At 57.4% G+C, this 22,569-nt stretch carries 25 protein-coding genes; 14 read left to right on the forward strand and 11 right to left on the reverse strand.

The genetic code is table 11. The features are described from left to right. Window positions 1-131: 131 nt before the first annotated feature. Window positions 132-644 carry an Hsp20/alpha crystallin family protein gene (locus tag VK574_RS20490; protein ID WP_472801733.1) on the reverse strand — a complete coding sequence of 171 codons (513 nt, stop codon included), beginning with the start codon at window positions 642-644 and terminating at the stop codon, window positions 132-134. A 398-nt stretch (window positions 645-1,042) separates the two neighbouring features. On the opposite strand from VK574_RS20490, the gene VK574_RS20495 reads away from it, so the two are divergent. The 5 genes from VK574_RS20495 (at window position 1,043) to VK574_RS20515 (ending at window position 5,525) form a co-directional block, all read left to right on the forward strand. Next, on the forward strand, window positions 1,043-1,852 hold the full coding sequence (locus VK574_RS20495; RefSeq protein ID WP_472801734.1) for a sulfite exporter TauE/SafE family protein: 810 nt from the start codon (window positions 1,043-1,045) through the stop codon (window positions 1,850-1,852). A gap of 37 nt (window positions 1,853-1,889) precedes the next feature. Beyond that, window positions 1,890-3,362, forward strand: a complete 1,473-nt coding sequence (locus VK574_RS20500; RefSeq protein WP_472801735.1) for a M20/M25/M40 family metallo-hydrolase — start codon at window positions 1,890-1,892, stop codon at window positions 3,360-3,362. Between the two features lie 129 nt (window positions 3,363-3,491). Next, the gene (locus tag VK574_RS20505; RefSeq protein ID WP_472801736.1) at window positions 3,492-3,947 is read left to right on the forward strand and encodes a gamma-butyrobetaine hydroxylase-like domain-containing protein; all 456 of its coding nucleotides are present in this window, start codon (window positions 3,492-3,494) and stop codon (window positions 3,945-3,947) included. A gap of 139 nt (window positions 3,948-4,086) precedes the next feature. Next, window positions 4,087-5,055: an SPFH domain-containing protein gene (locus VK574_RS20510; RefSeq protein WP_472801737.1), complete on the forward strand. Its 969-nt coding sequence runs from the start codon at window positions 4,087-4,089 to the stop codon at window positions 5,053-5,055. Then, the gene (locus VK574_RS20515; RefSeq protein WP_472801738.1) at window positions 5,052-5,525 is read left to right on the forward strand and encodes a zf-TFIIB domain-containing protein; all 474 of its coding nucleotides are present in this window, start codon (window positions 5,052-5,054) and stop codon (window positions 5,523-5,525) included. Before VK574_RS20510 ends, VK574_RS20515 begins: the two co-directional genes overlap by 4 nt. A 74-nt stretch (window positions 5,526-5,599) precedes the next feature. On the opposite strand, the gene VK574_RS20520 is transcribed toward VK574_RS20515, so the two are convergent. Both VK574_RS20520 and VK574_RS20525 read right to left on the reverse strand, forming a co-directional pair. Next, entirely contained in the window at window positions 5,600-6,022 is a 423-nt protein-coding gene (locus VK574_RS20520; RefSeq protein WP_472801739.1) for a PilZ domain-containing protein, read from the reverse strand. Window positions 6,023-6,058: 36 nt separating this feature from the next. Continuing rightward, the gene (locus VK574_RS20525; protein WP_472801740.1) at window positions 6,059-6,517 is read right to left on the reverse strand and encodes a hypothetical protein; all 459 of its coding nucleotides are present in this window, start codon (window positions 6,515-6,517) and stop codon (window positions 6,059-6,061) included. Between the two features lie 246 nt (window positions 6,518-6,763). On the opposite strand from VK574_RS20525, the gene VK574_RS20530 reads away from it, so the two are divergent. The 4 genes from VK574_RS20530 to VK574_RS20545 all read left to right on the forward strand — a co-directional run bounded on the left by VK574_RS20530 (window position 6,764) and on the right by VK574_RS20545 (window position 10,092). Beyond that, entirely contained in the window at window positions 6,764-7,309 is a 546-nt protein-coding gene (locus tag VK574_RS20530) for a hypothetical protein (protein WP_472801741.1), read from the forward strand. A gap of 185 nt (window positions 7,310-7,494) precedes the next feature. Then, on the forward strand, window positions 7,495-8,394 hold the full coding sequence (locus VK574_RS20535) for a hypothetical protein (RefSeq protein ID WP_472801742.1): 900 nt from the start codon (window positions 7,495-7,497) through the stop codon (window positions 8,392-8,394). Between the two features lie 168 nt (window positions 8,395-8,562). Further along, a complete protein-coding gene (moeB, locus tag VK574_RS20540; protein WP_472801743.1) occupies window positions 8,563-9,741 on the forward strand; it encodes a molybdopterin-synthase adenylyltransferase MoeB in 1,179 nt (392 codons plus the stop codon). A 33-nt stretch (window positions 9,742-9,774) separates the two neighbouring features. Continuing rightward, window positions 9,775-10,092 carry an EthD family reductase gene (locus tag VK574_RS20545; protein ID WP_472801744.1) on the forward strand — a complete coding sequence of 106 codons (318 nt, stop codon included), beginning with the start codon at window positions 9,775-9,777 and terminating at the stop codon, window positions 10,090-10,092. Window positions 10,093-10,150: 58 nt separating this feature from the next. On the opposite strand, the gene VK574_RS20550 is transcribed toward VK574_RS20545, so the two are convergent. The 6 genes from VK574_RS20550 to VK574_RS20575 form a co-directional block, all read right to left on the reverse strand. Beyond that, a complete protein-coding gene (locus VK574_RS20550; RefSeq protein WP_472801745.1) occupies window positions 10,151-11,260 on the reverse strand; it encodes a PIN/TRAM domain-containing protein in 1,110 nt (369 codons plus the stop codon). A 111-nt stretch (window positions 11,261-11,371) separates the two neighbouring features. After that, window positions 11,372-11,791 carry a response regulator gene (locus VK574_RS20555; RefSeq protein ID WP_472801746.1) on the reverse strand — a complete coding sequence of 140 codons (420 nt, stop codon included), beginning with the start codon at window positions 11,789-11,791 and terminating at the stop codon, window positions 11,372-11,374. Window positions 11,792-12,254: 463 nt separating this feature from the next. After that, window positions 12,255-13,160: a PhzF family phenazine biosynthesis protein gene (locus VK574_RS20560; RefSeq protein ID WP_472801747.1), complete on the reverse strand. Its 906-nt coding sequence runs from the start codon at window positions 13,158-13,160 to the stop codon at window positions 12,255-12,257. A gap of 46 nt (window positions 13,161-13,206) precedes the next feature. Continuing rightward, complete coding sequence (locus VK574_RS20565) at window positions 13,207-13,467, reverse strand: hypothetical protein (protein WP_472801748.1); 261 nt, start codon at window positions 13,465-13,467, stop codon at window positions 13,207-13,209. A 201-nt stretch (window positions 13,468-13,668) separates the two neighbouring features. Continuing rightward, window positions 13,669-14,553, reverse strand: coding sequence for a hypothetical protein (locus VK574_RS20570; RefSeq protein ID WP_472801749.1), 885 nt, complete (start codon window positions 14,551-14,553; stop codon window positions 13,669-13,671). A gap of 264 nt (window positions 14,554-14,817) precedes the next feature. After that, on the reverse strand, window positions 14,818-15,732 hold the full coding sequence (locus VK574_RS20575) for a VWA domain-containing protein (protein ID WP_472801750.1): 915 nt from the start codon (window positions 15,730-15,732) through the stop codon (window positions 14,818-14,820). 339 nt (window positions 15,733-16,071) lie between these two features. Here VK574_RS20575 and VK574_RS20580 point away from each other — a divergent pair, with 339 nt between their 5' ends. Continuing rightward, window positions 16,072-17,391 (forward strand): VWA domain-containing protein, encoded by a 1,320-nt coding sequence (locus tag VK574_RS20580; RefSeq protein WP_472801751.1) that lies wholly within the window; start codon window positions 16,072-16,074, stop codon window positions 17,389-17,391. Between the two features lie 2 nt (window positions 17,392-17,393). Further along, window positions 17,394-18,239 (forward strand): EamA family transporter, encoded by an 846-nt coding sequence (locus VK574_RS20585; protein ID WP_472801752.1) that lies wholly within the window; start codon window positions 17,394-17,396, stop codon window positions 18,237-18,239. Between the two features lie 112 nt (window positions 18,240-18,351). On the opposite strand, the gene tatA is transcribed toward VK574_RS20585, so the two are convergent. Beyond that, the gene (gene tatA / locus VK574_RS20590; protein WP_472801753.1) at window positions 18,352-18,582 is read right to left on the reverse strand and encodes a twin-arginine translocase TatA/TatE family subunit; all 231 of its coding nucleotides are present in this window, start codon (window positions 18,580-18,582) and stop codon (window positions 18,352-18,354) included. A 127-nt stretch (window positions 18,583-18,709) separates the two neighbouring features. Beyond that, window positions 18,710-19,153 carry a hypothetical protein gene (locus tag VK574_RS20595; RefSeq protein WP_472801754.1) on the reverse strand — a complete coding sequence of 148 codons (444 nt, stop codon included), beginning with the start codon at window positions 19,151-19,153 and terminating at the stop codon, window positions 18,710-18,712. Window positions 19,154-19,266: 113 nt separating this feature from the next. Between VK574_RS20595 and VK574_RS20600 the strand changes: the two genes are divergently transcribed. From VK574_RS20600 to VK574_RS20610, 3 genes are all read left to right on the forward strand, one after another. Further along, window positions 19,267-19,764 (forward strand): thioredoxin family protein, encoded by a 498-nt coding sequence (locus VK574_RS20600; RefSeq protein ID WP_472801755.1) that lies wholly within the window; start codon window positions 19,267-19,269, stop codon window positions 19,762-19,764. Window positions 19,765-20,364: 600 nt separating this feature from the next. Continuing rightward, entirely contained in the window at window positions 20,365-21,789 is a 1,425-nt protein-coding gene (locus VK574_RS20605) for a diguanylate cyclase domain-containing protein (protein WP_472801756.1), read from the forward strand. Window positions 21,790-22,086: 297 nt separating this feature from the next. After that, window positions 22,087-22,377 carry a YXWGXW repeat-containing protein gene (locus VK574_RS20610; RefSeq protein WP_472801757.1) on the forward strand — a complete coding sequence of 97 codons (291 nt, stop codon included), beginning with the start codon at window positions 22,087-22,089 and terminating at the stop codon, window positions 22,375-22,377. The last annotated feature ends 192 nt before the right edge of the window (window positions 22,378-22,569 follow it).

The raw sequence follows: 22,569 nt of genomic DNA on the forward strand, positions 1-22,569 counted from the left end.
TTTCAGTTTGCCTTGCTATCAGCTCGATCCGTGTCCTGGTTTTGGAGATACAAAGAAAGTTGTCAGCCGCCGAGTCTCCAGTTCAACCAATGAATTGATCATCGGCCCGGAGACTGACAACTGACAACTGATCACCGATAACTGGCTTGTTCCTGCCGTGCGCCCACCAGTTCGCGCTCTTCCTTCTTGCTCTCGACCCTGCTCTGGCCGCCCACATTCACCTTGATCTGCTTCGGCTGGGCCTCGGGCTTCTTGCTCAGTTCCAGCTTCAGAACGCCAGAGTTGTAGCTGGCCTGCACGTTCGCTGTATCCACCGTAGAGGGAAGGGTAAAGGCGCGATAGAAGCTGCCGTAACGGCGCTCAATCCGATGAAAGTTCTCTTCCTTCTCGTCCTTTTCGAACTTGCGCTCGCCTTTCACGGTCAGCGTGTTGTTCTCCACACGGACGTCCAGGTCTTTCTCTTCCATCCCCGGAACTTCGAGTTTCAAAACAACCTTGCTGGCGTCTTCATAGATATCGACGGCTGGCACAAAGCTGGCAGTTGTTAAGGGGTCACCGCCTTCGTTCATTTCGCGGAAAAGCGAGTTCACGCGATTCTGCAGCGCAACAACTTCACGAAAGGGATCCCAACGGATGATTGCCATGATTGTGTATCCTCCAACTTTTTTTTGAGATTGAGGGTGGGCAATTGCGGGCCCAACCATCCACCTCAATCTGATGAAACTGTAGCACAAGAGATTCATAAAATATGAGTGTATTATGCTAATATATATCGAAAGCACTAAGCGTATGTAAATAAACAATATAGGATCGAAATCAGCCCCAACATCCGCCGGATTTGCTCCGGAAAGGCCACCAGAGTCCCCGTCTGACCGGGCCCGCCTGGTCGGCCTTCCAGTCCCAGGGATGAGAGGATCTCCGAAAGTGTCGTCTGGATATTTCGCATTTTTCCGATCCCAAACCCACTGGAAATCCACCCTCCCAGCTTGCGGAAATCAAGCCTAATCCTTTAGGCAAAACGGCCTTCTAAAATCGAACGTAGATGATTGTCATCTCCGCACTGCCCCCGTACATGGATTGGCATTGGCTTTGGCTCACCGTGGCGGCCTTTCTGGCCGGTGTGTTGAATGCCGTGGCCGGAGGGGGATCGTTTCTCTTATTTCCGGCGATGCTGAGCATGAAGATGCTGCCGGTTCAGGCCAACGCCACCAACACGGTTGCGCTCTGGCCCGGTCAGCTCACATCCGTTGCAGCCTACCGCGACGACATTCGCAAGAATTTCAGAGTCGCCATTCCCATGGCGATTGCCGGCCTGATCGGAGGAACTGTCGGTGCGATCGTTCTTCTCAATACTCCGCAGACGACCTTCCTCCACTTGGTGCCGTGGCTGCTGCTTATTGCGGCCGTAATCTTTGCCCTCAGCGGACCGGTCTCGCGCTGGCTCGAGCATCGCAAGTCCCGTCGCAGCCAGGCTCCGCAGAGCGAAGTGCACCAGCCCCATATGGTTGCTGTCTTCCTCGGCACGATTGCAGTCTGCTTCTACATCGGCTACTTCGGGGCAGGCGCCGGATTTCTGATCATCACGCTGCTTTCGCTCTTCGGCTATCAGGACCTGAATGTAATCAACGCACTCAAAGTTGTTTCGACCACGATGGCGAACGGCGTCGCCTTTGTGCTGTTCGTGATCGACGGCCAGGTCGTCTGGCGCTACTGCCTGCTTGCCATGGTCACCTGCGCAATAGGTGGATACACGTCGGCGAGTCTGGCGCGAAGGATTCCTCAACCCATCCTGCGCGGAACTGTCGTAATGATCGGGCTGGGCATGGCGGCGTACTTCTTCTGGAGGGGATGAGAGCCAAAGCCAGAGGTCGTCGTTGTAGAGTTGTCCCATGCCCAGGCGGCAAACATTTTGCCTTCTCTTTTTATCGATTTGCGCCGGAGCGGCGCTCTCTGCTCAAATTGAGCCGCCCGAAGCGGCGAAGCGCTACACCGCTGCCCATCAACCCGAACTGGTTCGTCAATACAGCGAGTTTCTTTCCATCCCCAACGTCGCCGTTGACCCCGCGAATCTCGAAAAGAACGCGAATTTTCTGCTCGACGCGCTCCGAAGCCGTGGAGTCGATGCCCGTCTGCTCAAAGTGCCCGGGTCTCCGCCGGTGGTCTTCGGCCAGATCATGACGCCGGGAGCTGAACACACCATCGTTTTCTACGCGCATTACGACGGCCAGCCCGTCACGCCTTCCGAGTGGACGATTCCGCCCTTTGAACCAGCCATCCGCACGATCGACGGCGAGCCCCGCATCTTTGCGCGTTCCGCGGGCGATGACAAAGCGGCGATCTTTGCACAACTCACCGCTCTCGACGCTTTGAAGGCTTCCGGTATCACCTTCCGAGCCAACATCCGTTTTGTCTGGGAGGGAGAAGAGGAGGCCGGATCGCCTCATCTCGAACAGATCCTCGAAGCCAATCGCGACCTCGTGCATGGAGATATCTGGCTAGTCTGCGACGGTCCGGTCGATCAGAGCGGGCAACAGACCGTAGTCTTCGGCGCACGCGGCGATGCGCATCTCGAGATCACGCTCTACGGCCCCCATCACGGCCTGCACAGCGGCCACTACGGCAACTGGGCTCCGAATCCGGCCATGATGCTGGCGCAGTTGCTCGCCGGGATGAAAGACGAAGGCGGCCGCGTCCTCATTCCGCATTTTTACGATGGCATCGCTCCGCTCTCCGCGACGGAGAAGGAAGCCCTCGCTCACGCTCCAGTCAACGACAAGATGCTCATGGACGCATTCTGGCTCGGGCATACCGATGGAAACGGGGCACATCTGCTCGAACTTATCAATCAGCCGTCGCTCAACATCAACGGACTCTCGGCAGCGCAAACCGGTCCGCACGCAGCCAACGTCATTCCGCCCACAGCCGTCGCGGATCTCGATCTTCGGCTCGTTGTCGGTAACGACTGGAAAGTTCAGCAGATGCGCGTCATCGACTACGTTCGTGCGCGTGGATACTTCGTGATCGACCACGATCCCTCGAAGCAGGAACTGACCTCGCACCCTCGCGTGGCAAAGATCGTCTGCGATCCTGCCAGCTACAACGCGGTGCGCACTCCCATGGAATTACCTATCGCCAGGGAAGTGACTGCGTCCGTATCCAGCGCCCGCGGAGAAGTCGTGCTTCTGCCCACGATGGGAGGCAGCGTTCCACTCGGCGCCATGGAGCGCGCTGCGCAAACCCGCACGGTCACTGTCCCGATTGCCAACTACGACGACAACCAGCACGCGGCCAACGAAAATCTGCGTCTCCAGAACCTGTGGAATGGCATTGAGACAATGGCGGCATTGATGGACATGCGCTAAGGCGCTTCGGGTCTGGCACCGAAGTCTTCATCTCACCAACCCAAGCGAATTCAGCCACTTCTCCTAGGCAGCCAACTGCGAACCAGAACCAAGAACTACGAACTTAGAACTACGAACTAGAATAGAACCATGAGTCACGAAGGCATTCGCTTCCTCAACAAGGAAGAGCAGGCGCGGGAGAATCTGTCAGATCGGCCCCTTTCCCGCGTGGCCGTTACCCCCGCGAAGGTGCGCGTAAAAATCACTGAGGGAACCGGTCTGGAGATCGACTGGCAGGATGGCCACAGGAGTTCGTGGAACTTTGCATGGCTGCGCGATGCCTGCCCTTGCGCCACGTGTGTTGACGAGCGGCATGCCCAGGGCCGGAAGGCCGGCCAGCCCAAACCCAAGCCGGGAGCCCTGCTGCCGATGTATACGCCGCCCGCCAAGCCTGCCGGTGCGCATGGCGTCGGCCACTATGCACTTCAATTCAATTGGTCTGACGGCCACTCCGGCGGCATTTATTCGTGGGACTATCTGCGTCGCCACTGCCAGTGCCCGGAGTGCAGGTTCGTGGCGACTGATACCGCCGGCACCCCCAACTAATCGCAGCTTGCGATACCGCAATCTGCAGATATTGCAGGAAGTTATAGATTACGGCGGGTATTGAAGATTCGCATCTTTTTCTCCAATTCTGAATAAACCGCGTGGTAGAGTTGCTTTCCAAGAACACCCGGAGGCGCACGTGAGTCTCAAGCAATTCCTTGCCAAGCAGTTCATCGACGTCATTCAGTGGAACGAGCCCGAAGATGGTATGCTCGCCTACCGCTATCCCATGCAGGACATGGAGATTCAAAATGGCGGCCAGCTTACTGTTCGCGAGTCTCAGCTGGCGCTCTTCGTCGATGAAGGCAAAGTTGCCGACGTCTTTGGACCGGGCCTGCATACGCTTACCACGCGAAACCTTCCAGTGCTCACCGATCTAATGAACTGGGACAAGGAGTTCGAGTCACCGTTCAAGTCGGATGTTTACTTCTTTTCTACCCGGCTGCAGCTCGATCAGAAATGGGGCACGGCCACACCCATCACTATTCGCGACAAGGAATTTGGCGCTGTGCGTCTGCGCGGCTATGGGATTTATTCCTATCGCATCTCTGACCCGCGTGTCTTTTTCACTCAAATCAGCGGTACTCGAGATACTTTTTATGCCAGCCAGCTTGATGGTCAACTGCACAACACCATCGTCGCTCGCATGACCGACATCTTTGCCAACAGCGACGTTGCATATCTTGATATGGCGGCCAAGCAGGCGACTCTGGGGGCCAAAATCGCGGAAGAGATGAAGCCGACCTTTGCGGCTCTTGGGCTCGAGTTAACTCAATTCGTCGTCGAAAGCATTTCGATGCCCGATGACCTGCAGGAAATCATTGATCAACGGATTGGAGTGGGTATGGCTGGAGACATCGGACGCTACACACAATTTGAGGCGGCTCAGGCATTGGAACTCGCCGCAGCCAATACGGGCGGAACCGCGGGTATGGGGGTGGGGATAGGTGCGGGTGCAGCAATGGCCCAGGCCGTGATGACTCCGATTAAGCCGATCGCGAGTGCTCCTGCTCCCGCATCGGCTGGCACTGTCCGATACTGTATGGATTGCGGAAAGGCCATACCCGAGGGTGCGAAATTCTGCCCGGGGTGCGGAAGGTCTCAATGAATTGTCCGTCCTGCGGCGCACCGATGCACCTCGCAGCGGGCAGCGATTACATGCAATGCGAGTTCTGCAAGAACATTCATATTGCAGATCCCGACGATGAAGGTGTTCGCCTCACCGAAGAACAATCGGCGCTTTCGTGCCCTATTTGTGGCGATCTGCTTTGGAACGCAACGCTTACCGGGGTCAGGCTGCAGACCTGCCGGAAGTGCAGAGGCATGCTCATCCCGATGGAAGTTTTCGTCGATCTGATTGAGCAGTTGCGAGCCAAGCAGGGCGATGCCGTAGCGACTCCGACCAGAGCGGCTCCCGAAGAATTGCGGCGGAAGATCAACTGTCCGAAGTGCCATCGGCCGATGGAGGCACACTTCTATCTCGGCGGTGGCAGCGTGGTTATCGACGGGTGCGACGCGTGTTGTCTCAACTGGCTGGACCATGGCGAGTTGATGCGCATCGTCCGAGCGCCGGACTAAACAAACGGCGTTGAATGCAGACGGCCCACCTGCTGTGCCCATCAAACCAAACACCGGAAGAACAACATCCCCGGCTAGTCCGAGGGGCGTTCTGGTTTCTCGATTTCCTCGATGAGCTGCAGCAGTTGCTCTCGCTTGCGATCGCTCACGTCAAGAAAGCGAATACCAATGTTGATCGGGTCATAGAGAGCTTGCGTGACCCCTCCAAGGCGAAATGGCAGGCTTTCAATACGAAATTCAATCTCCACACGGCGAAAAATGCCAACCGGAAACCGTCGATCCGTGCGAATGTGACATCCGCCAAGGCTGATGTCGACGATTCGGCCCTGAACATCGGCAGCCAGGTCTATTAAGTGAACGACAACACTGGTATCGACTCTGAGTCTTCGCTCAAAACGACGCGTATTGCTGGCAGCCGGCAGTGGCCGTTCAGACGGAATCACCCTTGGCAACAATGAGCGCTGGTGGTTATCGCTTTCTTGATGATCATCTGCCACGCCAGCAACTCTCCTCGCCCGCCCGCGAGGCAAGTTCTAATGGCCGTTTGCCAACTCCCACGGCCGCTTCGGCGCTGGAGCCTCATCTTCGCGGCCGCGCAAACGGTCGTACTCATACAGGTCACTCGTAGTGCCGAGCGACTGGTTGTAGAGGCTCTCCCCGCCGATCAACTTCGTCAGTTCCTCGCTGAACGTGTGGATGGCTTGCAACTGGCTGGCCGTCGCCGGCAATTCATATTGGTGAGTCTTAATGAACTTCTGGTAGCCCCGGTCAAGCAGTCGCGCCACTTCACCCCGCACTAGAATTCCCGGCCGCTCGAAGAAGCTGATCGGTCCCCCCTGCTCATCGCGCGACGGAACCAATATGGCCGCGGCTCCTGACTTGCTGACCAACTGACCACTCGGCGCCCCCTGGAAAGGGGAAACCGTGAAGCCATGCGTGCGAAGCGATTGTAGGGCCTGGTCAAAGGTGAGGCGGGCGGGCTTTTTCGACATAACTAATCTCGATCTGCTTATCAGCGCGGGTTCTACCCTTACTTTCAAGTCTCGCACCGGGGTAGGCTGTTCGGCAATCGAGCCGTCAGCGTCGTGCGATTCACTCATCGCGAAAAGCCCACAGACGGAGGTTCGCCGGGGAATTTCCCTATCGATTGCGAAGGCGTGAGGCAGACGGTATCCTGCTTCTCTAGCTGGTTCGAATTCTCCCAATGTTCCGGTGCAACATCTCCTTGGAGGAATCTCATGAAGCGTGCGTTCCTGAAGATGTATCAATCAGCGTTGGTGGCCCTTTTGTTCGCCATGCTCCCGGTGTTTCTCTTGGCTCAAGAGCACGATGAAAACAGCGCGCCGGTTCGCTACTCGACAGCCAGTCTTTGCGGAAACTACGGCGCTGTCGCTGTCTACGGCGCGAACGTAGCGCGAGCCCTTGGTTTCGAAGTGATGGACGGGCACGGGAAAATTACCGGCGCTGCCTTCGTCAATCAACCCGGGCCCAACAACACTAGAACAGTGGCCAACATCGGCATCTCTGGAACATACTCCATCGACGCTGAAGGCATGGGCACTATGAGCCTGACCATCGCGCTTCCCGGCGGGGGTACGGCAAACGTGACAGAGGATTTCGTGATCACAAAGTCAAAGGCAGTGGACGGAGTCGAAATTGCCACGGAGATCCAGGATGCGCAGGAGGTGCCAAGCGCCGTGATCGACGATTCCAGCCTGGTGATCCACACGTACACTTTGCGCGGAAACCCTCGGGGCTGCTCCGCTCACGGAGGAGACCATTGAGTCGGCGAGAGGATCGATAAAGGGCTCCCGCATCTTCTGCCGGACAGGAACTCCCCTCAGCCAACACGGTGCTTTACAAAGCTCTCATCGCCGGACTAGGATGCGCCCACGTCCCAGAGCACCCGCGTTCCGTCCCATTTCTTCCCCCGTCGCAAGTGATCTCTGAGCAAGTCGAGGAGGTTCACATGAAATTCACTCCAGTTCTACTGGGGCTGTCTCTTGCGGCTGTCGGTGCTTCGCTGGCCCCAGCGCAAGACGCAGCATCCACATCCGTTCCGAGAGTCCTTCAGATCACCCGCGAATACTCCAAGCCCTACAAAGGTGGCGCGGCCCACGACAAAACCGAAAGCGCATTCATCACCGCGATGAATCGAGCAAAATTCCCTGCTTACTACGTCGGCATGAATTCTATGTCCGGCAAAGCGCGCTCGTTGTACATGACGCGTTATACGTCTTTTGCGGAGTGGGAGAAGGACAACGATATTGAGGCCAAGGGCGCCCTTGCCGCAGACGTTGAGCGCGCAAGCCTCGCCGATGGCGAACTTCTCGAGGAAGTTGATTCGGGAGTCTACACCTACGAGGAAGAGCTCAGCTTCCACCCTCACAACGACATCCAAACCCACCACTTCTATCAGATCTTCGCCTTCCATGTTCGTCCCGGACACGAGAGGGAATGGCACGAGCTTGTGAAGATGGTCAAGGATGCGCACGAAAAGGCTGGCGACAGCGCTCATTGGGGCATGTATAGCCTCATGTTCGGAGGCGAAGCCGGCACCTACGTTGCTCTCACCGGCGATCCCACCATGTCGTCGATTGACGACGCATTCACGGGGAGAAAGAAGTACCTTGAAGCTCTCGGGGGCGAAGAAGGGATGGCCAAAGCCGACGCGCTCTTTGGTGCTGCGGTCGACACTTCCCACTCCGAACTGTTTGCAGTCAACCCAAAACAAAGCTACGTGAGCGCGGACTGGATCAAGCAGGACGCTACCTTCTGGAAGCCGAAGACCGAAGCAGCTCCCAAGGCCGCTACCGCTGCGGTGGCAAAGCCCGTACCTGCAGCGGCTGCAAAGCCTGCATCGCGCTGAAACTGCGTGGTCTACACTAGCTGATGCGGCTCCGGTTACGCCGGGGCCGCTTCTCCTTTGGTACCCTGTAAGGGGACGCGGCGCTCCTCCACCGCATGCGCAGCTTTGTCAGGCATTTCGAATCGAAACTGCGTTCCAAATCCTCAAACGACTGAGAACCGAAATACCATGGCTACCGCTACCGATCCGACCCTTCTTCCTGAGTTGACGACAGACGACCTCTCCCGCTATTCGCGCCACCTGATCCTTCCCGAGGTTGGCATGGAAGGCCAGCGCAAGTTGAAAGCCGCGCGCGTCCTCTGCGTGGGCACCGGCGGACTCGGTTCGCCCCTGGCGTTATATCTGGCCGCTGCTGGCATCGGTACGCTGGGGCTGGTTGACTTTGATGTGGTGGACGCGAGCAATCTCCAGCGGCAGATTATCCATTCCACGAAAGATATCGGTCGCAAGAAGCTCGACTCTGCGGCAGAGAAGCTCATTGCGCTCAATCCTGCGCTCAACGTAGTCAAGCACGACACAATGCTGTCGAGCGCCAACGCGTTGGATATCCTGAAGGATTACGACATCGTTGCGGACGGCACCGACAATTTCCCGACCCGCTACCTCGTTAACGATGCCTGCGTTCTGCTGGGCAAGCCGAACGCCTATGGATCGATCTTCCGCTTTGAAGGCCAAGCCAGCGTGTTTGCAACCAAGGATGGGCCTTGCTATCGCTGCCTCTATCCTGAGCCGCCACCCCCCGGATTGGTGCCGAGTTGTGCGGAAGGCGGAGTGCTCGGTATTTTGCCCGGACTGGTTGGCGTGATCCAAGCCACCGAAGTCATCAAACTGATTCTCGGCAAGGGCAGCCCGCTCATCGGTCGCTTGCTTCTGGTCGACGCGCTTAGCATGCGTTTCCGCGAACTCAAGCTACGTAAGAATCCCGAATGCCCGGTCTGCGGCGAAAACCCGACGGTCAAAGAGCTGATCGACTACGATCACTTCTGCGGCATCGTCCCAGAGTCGAAAGAAGAGAAGGCAGTGAAGAATGGCGTTCCGCAATTAAGCGTGAAGGAACTCAAGCATCGCATCGATGGCGGCGAAGACGTATTCCTCCTCGACGTGCGCGAACCCTACGAGTACCAGATCGCGCAGATCGGCGGAAAGCTCATTCCGCAGAACGACATTCCTCAACGGCTTTCCGAAATACCTCGCGATCGCGAAATTGTCGTGCAATGCCGGTCCGGTGCACGTTCACAAAAGATCGCGGAATTTCTCAAGCAGTCTGGCTACACCCAGGTCGTGAACTTGGCCGGCGGCATCCTCGCGTGGAGCGACGAAATTGACCCGAAGGTGCAGAAGTACTGATCACCTTCGACCTTGCAGCAATACGAGAGGACAATGATTAAAGTAAGTGTTCTCTACCCCAGCAAGCCGGGCAGCCGGTTCGACGTTGACTACTACCTGACTGTGCATATGCCGATGTCCGCGAGGCTGCTCGGCACGGCTGTCAAGGAAATCTCCATCGAGATCGGCATAGCCGGAAGCGCCCCGAACCAGCCTGCGCCGTATGCTGCCATTGTAGGATTTACTTGTGATTCGGTGGACGCATTCACGGCGGCGTTCACACCGGTTGCGGGCCAGCTCCAGGGAGACATCCCCAACTACACCGACATCGAGCCGGTGATCCAGATCAGCGAGATCCGCCAGATTTCATGAGCCGCAATGGGAAACGCCGGCACACGGCCGGCGCTTCGTCTTCAACAGCGGAGAATCTCTACCGAGCCAACTCCACCGGTCCAGCCTTGCTGGACTCGGCAGGCTTGCCGTTCTCGTCCATCTTGCCAAAGATCATTTTGCCGCTGGCAGTTTGCAGCACGCTGGTGACGGAGATCTCCACTGCACGGCCGATCATCTTGCGTGCGTGATCCACCACCACCATGGTGCCGTCGTCCAGGTAGCCAACCCCCTGGTTATATTCCTTGCCCTCTTTGAGGATCAGCACATTCATCTTCTCGCCCGGCAGGACAACCGGCTTGAGCGCGTTGGCTAGGTCATTGATGTTCAAAACCTCGACGCGATGCAGATGCGCCACTTTGTTCAAGTTGAAGTCGTTGGTCACGACCTTCGCTTCCCATTTCTTCGCGAGTTCCAGCAGTTTCAGATCGACTTCGCGGATTGACGGAAAGTCATCGGGAACAATCTGCACCTGGATGTTGGTGTTCGACTGCATCCGCTGCAGCATGTCGAGCCCGCGGCGGCCCCGCTGGCGCTTCGAACCATCGGTGGAGTCGGCCACAATCTGCAACTCGCGCAAAACAAACTCCGGCACCACCATCATCCCATCGATAAATCCGGCTTCAGCAATATCTGCGATGCGGCCGTCGATGATCACGCTGGTATCCAGTACCTTTGCGCTCTTCCGTGTTGGGCGATCGTGGGCAAACAGCGTGCCCAGCGCTGCCGGGTTCAGCAGATCCCCCTTGTTGGCTCCGACCAGCAGGCCCACGTAGGTCATCAGCAGCAGAACAAAGATCTGCAGCACCGCCGACGTCGACGAGTTCAGCGGAGCGGATCGCAGCACCAGGCAGAACAGCGCTGCGCCAAAGATACCCAGCACGCTCCCGGCCACCGCGCCGATAAGGCGCCGCAGGCTGAGCGCGCGCACTCTGAGTTCAAAAACGATGACGGCGACCGCCGCCAGCGCGCCGCCAGCCGCTCCCGGCCAACCTGTTACGCCGAAGGGATGAAGGAAATAACAGACGACGGAGAGTAAGGCAACAAAAAGAAAACGTACAAGAATGAGGTCCATATAAGCCTGCTTCTGCTGGTGGGGAAGAACATACACCAGTCTGGGCACCGTTGGCGAGTATGCCCATCGGCCCATTAAATCGTCAAGAGGCGGGGAAGCGCCGCAACCACACCAACGAGATTGCGCGGCGGTTACTATCCGGCAGAGGTAACCATGTCCAGGGCCCGCCCCTTGTTGATTTGCGGGTCAGGAGGCGACGGCCAGTTCAGCGCCGACCAGGCGCGAAACCCCTTTGCGCGGCCCCCGTTTGCGCGCGCTCATGATCTTCACCCGCTCCAGCAATTCCTGCGGAGAGCAGGTCTTCTTGGCCAGAAGGGCATCGGCCCCGTGAATCTGGCCGTTCATCTTCTGGGGATCGCCAAGAATCACCATCGGGACGTGGGAGGCGATCTGTTTCAGTTTCAGGACAAGCTGGTCTCCGCTCATCTGCGGCATGGCGTGGTCCGAGAGAACGAGGTCTACCTGGTTGTCAGCGAAGAGAGCGATCGCTTCCTGGCCGTTGGTGGCCGCGAGTACACGGTAGCCGTTTGTTACCAGCATGAACTTCAGGACGGAGAGGTCCTGTTCGTTATCGTCAACGCAAAGTATTACTTTCTTAGGGCGCATGTTCTGAATTCCTGTTCCTGTTCGTTAATTTTCTTTCGAGCCAATTCCGATTCCGAGGCGCACAACAGCGTCGCCCGTTCGTTGTTCGGGCAGGCTCGTTTGGGTCCGGGGCCGTCGGCCGCGGCTTGGGTTCCGGTTGGGAATGGGCACACACGACGCCGCCTGAGCGACGCACCGTCGATCAGACAGCGCGACCCCGTCAGACGACTTCGCGAGCAACCGATCCGTAAGGCGAGAACCTCACTGCGGTCAGATTGTCGTTTGAAGCCGTTATAGAAACCGGAAGACTTCCGGTTGAAACTGCGTTCAATGCTTGGGCAAGAGTACGGAGAGCGGCATCCCGTGAAAAGAGGGAATAGGAAGCGAAACTACGCATGTAAACCATCTTGTAACAAAGGAAAAACGGGCAGAATGAACATAGAAAGTAACTTGCCCTGATTAAATTCTGTTGAAAGCGTGTGTATTACGGCAGGAAAAGCTCCCCCTTTGCAACGCGAACTGTGCTGCCCCCGACGCGCACATTGCCGACCTTGCCGGAAACAGCGTCCGCAGCCAGAAATAAATCGCTTGCGCGGCCGATTTCAACTCCTTGCCGAACGTGAATTTCTCTGCCCGGCGCGACCATGCCATGACGCACAAGATAGCTGATCGCACATCCCGCGGCCGAGCCCGTTGCAGGATCTTCGCCGCCGCAGAACTGCATGCGCGCTCTCCACGCTGGCGTGTCGCCGCCCGTTGGCCCGAGAACGTAGAACCAGCGTCCACCGTGTTCGCGCAAATACTTCGTAGCTTCCTCCTGCTCGACCCTGAGACGGGCCAGTGATTCGTGCGAACGCAGAGCGACGATGGCGAAGGCTGTTCCCGTCGAAACGACTTGAGGCGCAGCGGACACGTGAAGCTCATCGATCGTCAGCCCGATAAGGCGCGCGACCGTTGCGGGCTCGAGCTCAGCGCCAAACTCCGGGTCGCGTTGGGTCATCTCTCCGAAAAGGCCGTCGGCCTTGAAGCGCACGGGAACAGGGCCGACGTTGAGAGCCAGCTTGATCGTGTCAGCTGACAAAGTCTCCGGGGCAGAAAGCTTCAGCACGCTTGCTGTTCCCAGCGTGGGATGGCCGGCAAACGGAAGCTCTTCCTGCGTTGTGAAGATGCGCACCCGCACACCCTCACGTGCTTCCGTCTCAGGATCGCGACGCTGAATAAATGTGGTCTCCGACAGATTGAATTCCCGCGCGATGGACTGCATCCGCTCAGTGCTCAACCCAACGGTGTCGAACACCACGGCAAGCCCATTACCTTCGAGGGCGGTCTCGGTGAATACATCCACGATCTGGTAGTCGAGTGTTTGTCTGGGAGTGCTGACTGTAACCATGCTCCATTATGAATCTACCTGGAGATGCGTTGTTCACAGGGCAGCTTCAAAGCGACATCATCGGTGGCGGGACGCGCGTTCCGGAGTTCTCGATGAAGCTGCGCATGCGCCGGGCTTCCGAGCGCTGAACCGCTATCAATCGCATATGGCGCCGGATGTGATCGCCGTTACGCAGAACTGCGAGCTGGGCTTCGTCGCTATCTGCATCCTTCTCCAAACGTTCGATGCGTTCCTCAATCAGGCGCCGGAACCGGGAGCTGATTTCGAATCCTTCGCGACCTTCTAACTCACCATCTTCGACAGCCATTGCGAACTCCATTGCGCGATCGCTTGAAATTACTTGCCAAACCAGTTCAAGCTTTCTCTGCCACCGCCGATGCTATCGATGAGGGCGCCCTCTCGCCAGATTACGAAGTCGCGAAACTTGCGTAATCTCATTGCCCCAAAATACGACGAGACCGGAGAGTTACCTCCGGCCTCGTCAGTGCGCGTCTTGTCGTGGTTGCGATTAACGGCTCATCCCGCCGCCCGCGCCTTGGGGAGCCGCTGCGATCGCTACTACCATCTGCGTGCCACCGTCCAGGTGGATGTCGCGCCGCGCCCCCAGCAGCATGCCCGAGGCATTCGTGAAGGGCAAGCCGTTGATGTCATTTGCAAGCAGAACTCCTGGGACAGCCGTTGTGCGAATGGCAACGTTCCCGCTCCGGGCCACAATACTTCCCGGTGCCGGCATGCCAGTATTCGTTGTTTGGTCGGTGGCGCCGGGCTGAGCCGTCGTGTTGGATGCAATTCCAGGGCGATTATTGGCCGTGTTCGAGCTCGCTGTGTTCGAACTCATTGAGCTGCTTGATCCGCTCATGCCGGGGGAGGAAGATGTGGCGCCAGGAGCCCCCTGCGGACTCGGACTCCCGCTGTATGATCCCGGAACTGAATTGTCCATTGCACCACCCGCCCCTGCAGCCGGTGAAACCGACTGGATGACGGACTCGATCGCCAGGTTCTGCCCGCCTTTTAGTTCCGCGTGGTCAAACTGGATGGCGATTTGCGAGTTCTCTTTGCCATCGGAACGAGCCTGCACATTCGTGATATGGCCGACCAGTTTCGATCCCTTGGGAATATCGGCTCCTCCCTCGAACTTCAAGTCTTCCTTGGTCTTCACCACAACGCTGTCGCCTTGTTTGGCAGACTTGGAGTCGAGTTTGTCCACCAGTTCGCCCGTGACTGGCTTCAACTGGGCCGATCCGGCGCTCGGTTGGCTAGCAGGCGCGTTTTGTTGACCAGGGGCGGTTGCCGACTGGGATTGCTGCGGTTGCTGCTCTGGTTGTTGCTGCGCAGGAGAAGGAAAGCTTGAAAAAGCGGCAAGGGCCACCGCAATGACAGTGGCTGCTTTCATATAGAGATCATCCATGATTTCACCATCCGGAGTCGGCCGTGGATTACGCAGCGCGAAAATTGCTTCCGCACAGCTTCATGGCACGATGGATGCCAAAGGTTAGCCCTCATCACTAATTCAACATCGCGTGAGATCGATCTCAATCAAAACAGGACGCTTGAAGAATCGAGCTTTTTCTTGGGAGAGGTTAGGCAAACACGAACAACCGGCAGTTAATGCGCGGCAGTGTAATTTTTCGCATGTATATATTTCTGCGGGGGAGCTCTACCGAGCTTCCGGCAAAGGTGCGTAATAACCCTTGCGCACCTGCACCTTCATGTCGTCGCCCTTGCACTGCACTGCGATCCGCCGGAAGCTGCCGTCCTGCTTGGCGTTGGTCGGTACATAGCTCGCGAGATACTCGGTGCGGAGTTCTTCCTCGATCTGCTGGAACGCGGCATCAAGTTTTTTGCCGTTGCTGCCAACGTTGATGAGGCGCCCTCCGGTCTCTTCAGAAATCTTCTTCGCGGCCGAGTACCCGGAGTAGCCAAAACCCCCATAGAAGCCTGGATCGGCGATCAGAATGATGTAAACAATCGTATTCGACTTCTGCGCAGCGGCAATCGCTTCCTGGATCTTGTGGTCGCTGCCCTGGTCATCTCCATCGGTCAGGATGATCATCGCCTTGCGGCCGTTCTGTTCCACCATCTTGTCATTTGAGCCAAGATAAATGGCGTCATAGAGCAGCGTGCCCTTCGGCGTTCCGTGGATCGGGATCGTGCCTCCGCCGAGCCCCGGAATACCAGAGCCGCCGTTTCCTCCCGCCGTGTTGATTTGCGCCTTGTCCATCGCATGGCTAAGCATCCGCGCGCTGTTCGTGAAGTCCTGCAACAGGTCCACATTGACGTCGAACGAAAGCAGGAACGCCTGGTCCTTTGATTTCAGGACTCGCTCAAGAAACTGGCTGCCTGCTTGCTGTTCCAGCGGTAGCACGTCAATCTGGCTGCCAGACGTGTCGAGCAGGATTCCCAGCGTCAGCGGCAGATGTGTTTCCGCGCTAAAGTTCTTGAGGGTTTGTGGAGTTTTATCTTCCGCAACCGAACAATCATCCTTCGTGAGGTGGGGAACCAGTTCCCCGGATTTGTTCTTGACCGTGAAGAAGAGGTCCACCAGATTCACGTTAAGTTTGAGTGTGCCCATTGAATCTTCTTCCGGCGGCGGAGGCGGCGCAGTACTCACCGGCGGAGCGTCGGGAGAAGGAACAAGCTGTCCCCAGGCCGCTGCGCTTAGGAGGGGCAGGGCGAAGAACAAAACGAAAAGGATTCGGGGGACACGCATGCTGTTGAGTTTGACGCGAAAACAGCGCCGAAAGAGAGCATAGCTTAACTCTTTCAGCTTGATTGGGGCAAACCTGCAAGGCTGCCGCGCGTCTGATACTCTGACGGGTGCAGCCTCTCCATTGCGAATTCCTGTGGGAGGGTGCATCTGCGGGCCAAGAAACCGGCTGGCGCAGCGTCGCATCGGGAGGAAAGAATACCTGTGGACCTTGGTCTTAAAACACTGGCGCTTACCGCACTGCTGAGTTCGTCATTGAGCCTCAGTCCGGCGGCATTTGCCCAGGCTCAACCGCCGCAGACTCCGGCCGATCAGCAGGCTGTACCGGATGCCCCGGCCCCCCAGGCTCCATCCTCTCTGCAGGGGTTTGGCCCCTTGAAACCCGGCATTGGCGCTCCATCTTCTACTTCCACTTCAAGCACTTCCACTGACGTCCCCCAGCAGGCCCCTGCCACCCAGCCCCCGCCAACCCAGACCAACGAGTTGCAGAAGACAGCGCCGGACAGCATGACTCCGGAAGACATCGGCCAAAAGATCATCACCTATACAACCTACGTCGAAGTTCCCGTTACGGTGAAGGACCCCAAAGGCAAGCCGATTGCGGGGCTTACGTGGCGCGACTTCCGCGTCTATGAGAACAACACCTGGGAACCTCTCAAGATCTTCACCGTTGATCCCGCTGCGCTTTCGATTGCATTTGTGATTGACCAGAGCCTGACTTCGGACGTAATGGCCAAGGTGAACGACTCTCTGAGCGCATTTCAGGGTTCATTGTCGCCCTACGACGAGGTCGCGATCTTCACCTACAATAACGGCCCGCATGAGTGGACCGGCTTCACAGGTGCGCAGGGCAATCGCGTGCCGGCGGTGCTTGCACTTGCCAAGTCAATCGGACGTGATGATCTGGTTCCCATCGGTTCGGGAGCGTTTGGTCCCTGCGCGATTACGAAGAACGGCGGCTGCATTGACCCCAACGTCACGCAAGGTGGCTCGACGGGCAACGCCTCCTTCATCACGATTCCCAAAGAAATCCACACCCTCAACGATGCCATTCTGGCAGCCGCCAAAGAACTCTCAACGCGGCCCCCCGGGCGCCGCCGCATGATCTACGTTGTTTCCGACGGCAAAGAGTACGGCAGCAAAGCCACCTACAAAGACGTCCTCCACTATCTTCAGGCCAACAAGATTGCGGTCTTTGGTACGCTGGTTGGCGATTCCGCTCGCTGGGGTGAGGGCCGCATTAGCCGGCTGCACCTGCCCTTCCAGATGTACGACAATCGCCTCGCTGGCTATGTGCTCGCCACTGGCGGTGACCTCGCATCGGAAGGCAACCTGAACGGCATCGAAAAGAGTTATGCCCAACTCGCCGAGGAGAGCCGCAACCAGTACACGCTGGTTTACGCCAGCCACGAACCTCTGATTGACAGCAAATACCGCAAGATCGAGGTCCGCGTAGATCGGCCAGGCGTCGAAGTGATCGCCAAAAAAGGTTATTACCCCTCCGGTCAGGATAACCAGCACTAATCATGGCTTCTCCGGGAGCAACGGCAGGCCTTAGCCTGCTTGCGGCCGCCACGTGGGGCGGTTCCGACTTTGCAGGTGGATGGGGTGCGCGCCGCGCCTCCACTCTGCTTGTCACCGCATCGGGCCAGATCGTGTCGCTGGCCGCGCTCCTGCTCATATGCTTCTTCCTCCGGCTCACTCTGCCGGGAACGAGCTATCTGGTCTATGCAGCCATCGGCGGATTTGAAGGCGCGATCGCGCTGGCCGTCTTTTATCGATCGCTGTCGATGGGAGCGATGGGCCTGACCGCGGCACTCACTGGTCTCATGACTGCGCTCATCCCGGTGCTCTTCGAGTTGATCCACTCCGGCTGGCCCAGCACGGTCACCGTCGTCGGCCTGACTATCGGCCTGGCGGCGATCTGGCTGATCTCCCATGCCCCGGCAACCGAAGGCGCGGGCACCTCTCGCCGCGCGCTGCTGCTGGGTGCGAGCGCGGGCATCGGATTCGGCGCCCAGTTGATTCTGTTCAAAGCCGCCGCAGCCGGTGGAGTGCTATGGGCGCTGACAGCGGGCAGAATTGCCGGGGTCGCCGCAATCCTTCTCGTCATTGTCATTGCGCCCCCGAAAGGGCCTTGGCGGGGTTTTTGGGTAGCAGGGGTCGTCTCTGGATCGCTGGATGCGATCGGCAACCTGTTCTACATGATGGCTTCGCAACTGGGAAGGCTCGACGTTGCGGCCGTAATCTGCTCCCTGTATCCGGCGGGAACGATCCTGCTGGCCGGGATCCTGCTGCGTGAGCGGCCAACCAGGCGACAGGTGGCGGGAATGGGATTGGCGCTGGCCGCTGTTGCACTCCTGAGTATTTAGGGCCGCTATCCGATACAAACACAAAGGCCCATGCCATCGGCACAGGCCCTTCTACTTCCTCAAAAGTCTGAACACCCCGTCACAGAAGCCCTAACCGGCTTCGGGCGCTGATCTACCCCTGCTTGGGGGGGTCGGTGCTTGCGGGGGGAGGGGGAGGGGGGGTCTGCGTGCTCTGCTGGGTTGTTGGAGGCGCTGGGTCGGTTACGCCCTTGATGCCTTCCCTAAACCCTTTCAGTCCTTCGCCTAATCCCTTGCCCAGCTCCGGCAGCCGCTTGGCGCCAAAGAGCAGAAACGCCACAATTGCGATCAAAATCAGATGCCATGGCTGTAGTAAATCGCCCATCGTGTATCCTTCCGCGCGCCCGGCATGGACACGCTTCCCACCCTGTATTGTCGCACAAAGCCAACTGCACGGTGTGACCAATGCCACACTTGCGTCTTCCCCGGTTGGCGGTTCCCTCGGTGTACGTTCAATTCACCTGCGCCGGATTGCCCAGTCGCTCCGTCACGAGCGCGTAAAAGCTGTGCAGATCTTCCTCTTCCCCGAGGGTGAGTCGCCGATAGACCTTCATTAGCGGAAACAGCCGTGATCCCCGCACATCCACGGCAGGCGCCGCATGCTCGGCCCCCGGATATTGCGTCATTTCCCAGGAGCCGGCGTAGCGCTGGCGAAGCACCTCCCCCAGGTAACTGCCCCAAAGGCGCGATTCATAGTCGAGGTCAATCTCGGGGCTTTCGCTCAGCAAAACCAGAATCTCGTCCAGCGCATTGATCGAATCCGCCGTGAAATCAAGATTCTGATGAAACTCGCTCCGTGCCGCCTCGACGGCCGCCTGCGCATAGCCTTCCATCATGGCTCCCAAATCCGGGAACGCTTCTGATTCGAGCTTCTGCCGCAGTTTTTTCATACCCATAAAGATAAAGACTAATCCTCCCCCCGGAAGGTAGCGCGCGGATTTCTAGCCGTATGGCCGGCGATTGCATACCTATGGCAAACTTGTTTTAGTCACTGGAGGATTCCCCATCCATGAAACCGACGAAGATTCTGAGCCTGATCGCCGTTCTGGCGATGACGGTCTTGCCCGCGATGTCCGCCAGTCGCGAAATCTACCCCGATCCCGCGCAGGCCAAGGCCGACGTTGCCGCCGCGCTCAAGGCGGCTGCCGCAACCCACAAGCGCGTGATCATCGATTTCGGAGGAAACTGGTGCGGCGACTGCCGGGTGCTCGACATCTACTTCCACAATCCTGAGAATCGCCCCATTCTCGAATCGAATTACGTTCTCGTGCATGTCAACATCGGCCACATGGATGAGAACGTCGATATCGCTGAGCACTATGGCGTTCCCCTCAACCGCGGTGTTCCAGCGCTGGCTGTGTTGAGCGATAAGGGCAAAGTGCTCTATAGCCAGAAGAGCGGCGAATTCGAAAAGATGCGCAGCATGCAGGCCAATTCCGTCACCAGTTTCCTGGTCCAGTGGAAGCCAACCAAGCCCGGCTGCAGCGTAACCATGGTGACCTGCTGAGCGCCTGATCGGGAATAAGGCTCCCGTGTGCGAGATTCTTTTCATAAGTTTCGAGTGGGGCTGCGATCCAACCGCAGTTCGCTCTTCTCGGTTCGGCTGGTTTTGGACTCTTGTAGATTTCTGTGCTTTTGTGTGCAGTTTTGAACAGCGCGGGAAAAAGCAAATGGCCTACAGTTCAGGAATACACACAGAGATCTCAGAACGAGGTGCCAAAACACCATGAACGACTTAGGCGTTGCACCCAAAAATCAGACGCAGATTGATTGTCGCGCGAACCTGTTCTTCCTTCTCCAAACTCTATCCAGAGAGATGCATGCTGCAGGACGTGAGGCGCTTTCTAAGTCGCCCATTCTGAACCCGCAGATTGAGACGCACATCAGTCAAAACGGTCCTGTGTTGTAGCGAGATCTCTTGACGGGCTTGCCTGAAGGCAAGCCCAAGCATTCCCCCGGCCCCAGCCCCTTACCGCAGAGAGCTAAAGAGGACAGACTGAGGCGTTGTTTCTTGAAACGATTGTGAAACACGAGTTTGTGTGAAGCGGGAGCAAATGCTCCCGATCCTGAACTCCGGAGAGCAAGGTTTGCCGGCCAGAGGTGAACCGTGGAAAACAAACAGGCCAGGTCCGTTCTCCTGATCGAACATCAAACCGAACAAACTAGCCAGATTCGTGTACTGCTGGACCATGCGGCTTCCGGCGTCTTTCAGCTGGCTCATGTTGAATCTATCTGTGATGCCGAGAAGCATCTGGTCATGAACCCGGTGGAAGTTGTTCTACTGGATCTGGAAATGCCGGAATCGAACCTATTAGAGGCTGTCAGGCGGGTCCAAAAAACAGCACCTCATGCCGCAATCGTGTTGCTATGCGATTCTGACGACGAGCCAATCGCTGTTCATGCGATTCAACAAGGCGCACAAGACTATCTCGTTAAAGGACAGATCGAGCCTCGCGCATTGAAGCGAGCTCTCTTCAATGCGGTCGAACGTAAAACCCTCGAAGACATCCAGCTTGTTGAGAAGGAACGCGCACAGGTCACGCTCGACTGTATTGGCGATGCGGTGATTAGCACTGACGCTCGTGGCAACATCACCTTCATGAATCCTGTTGCGGAGAGAATGACCGGGTGGCAACTCAAGGATGCCGCCGGACGGATGATGGCCGATTGCGTCCGGATTGTGGATGCAGGTACTCGAAGAGCAATCCTGGATCCGATGGCAAAAGCAGCCAATCAGAACCGGACGGGCACCCTTCCGCTGAACTCCACTCTTATTGGACGCGATGGACGCGAGGTCAATATCGAAGATTCGGTGGCTCCCATCCACGATCATGAGGGGCAAGTGACCGGAGCGGTCATTGTGTTTCGCGACGTGAGCGCGACTCGGGCATTGGAGAAGGAGTTGACTAACTCCGCCCATCATGACTTCCTGACTGGGTTGCCCAATCGAATGCTGCTGAACGACCGCATTGGCCAGGCGATTGCCCTTGCGCATCGGCAAGGAGTCCATGCCGCCGTACTTTTTCTGGATTTAGACGGGTTCAAACAGGTCAACGATTCCCTCGGACATCCCATCGGCGACAAGCTGCTGCAATCCGTCGCAAACCGAATGCTCGAGTGCGTGCGCTCTCCCGACACAGTAGTTCGCCAGGGAGGCGATGAATTTATTGTGCTGCTACAGGAATTGAAACATCCGCAGGATGCGGTCTTTACGGTGGCCCGATTGTTGAAGACGGTAGCGTCGATGCATTCCGTCGACTCGCACGAGATATGCATTACGGCAAGCATCGGTGTGAGCATCTATCCCAGCGACGGACAGGATGGTGAGACGTTGATCCGCAATGCAGATATTGCGATGTATTACGCAAAGAAGAATGGAAGTCAGAGTTACAGATTTTTCAGGCCCGAAATGGTTCGCGAAGGGGTTGCGGGTCGGCCCGACGGGCAAGACATTTGGTACGGTTTGGACTCTGGTACGAGTTCAAGTCCGCACCGCCGGAATCGAAACTCCTTGACGCCAAGAACACAGTAAATTGATTCAAGGAGTCTTGTGAAAAGGTTCCAACCACAATAGCGCCAACGCCATCTCGCCCCGCAATTTCGAATGGTCTGTGCTCACGTGTATAGAACAGACCAGACTGCGGTCCATGCAAATGAGAAAGTTGGAGTGGAACAGTGTGTGCAGACGATGGGATAGGATCTCCTTCATCTCAATGCGCACCCCATCCAGGATCGTGAGCGATTTCGTCGTTGTGTCGCTGTCTGGCTCAAGAAAGCCATCGAGCTGTTGAAATATTCCGGACACCAAGACCCAGGAGGGTTTTCACCCATGAAAAAGATTGCACTGGCAGTATTGTTCGCTCTCGCAATGTTGCCTGCGGCTTCGTTCGCGCAGGTTGTGGTTCGCATCGGCCCGCCGGCTCCGGTTCACGAGCGCAGAGGTGCGCCCCCGGGGCAGGGTTATGTGTGGATCTCCGGGTACCACCGCTATGAAGGCGACCACTACGTTTGGACCTCTGGCCGCTGGGACCGTCCACCCCGTGAACACTCGGTTTGGGTTGCGCACAGGTGGGTCCACCATCGCGACCATTGGGAGCTGCGAGAAGGGCATTGGCGTTAACCGGAAGGTTGGCAATACCCAGCCAGTAGCCACGAAGAGAACTCAACAGGACAGCAGAATCGCAGGCTTGAATTCGTAGTCTCCGGCGACATCATCGGCGCCTCATTCAACGAAACAACAGGCAGCCTCCGCTAAGTCCAAATAGTCGTAAACAATGATGCGCGGGCTCATGGATTGAGTCCGCGCATCATT

This window comes from Occallatibacter sp., assembly GCF_035317045.1.
GTDB lineage: Bacteria > Acidobacteriota > Terriglobia > Terriglobales > Acidobacteriaceae > Telmatobacter.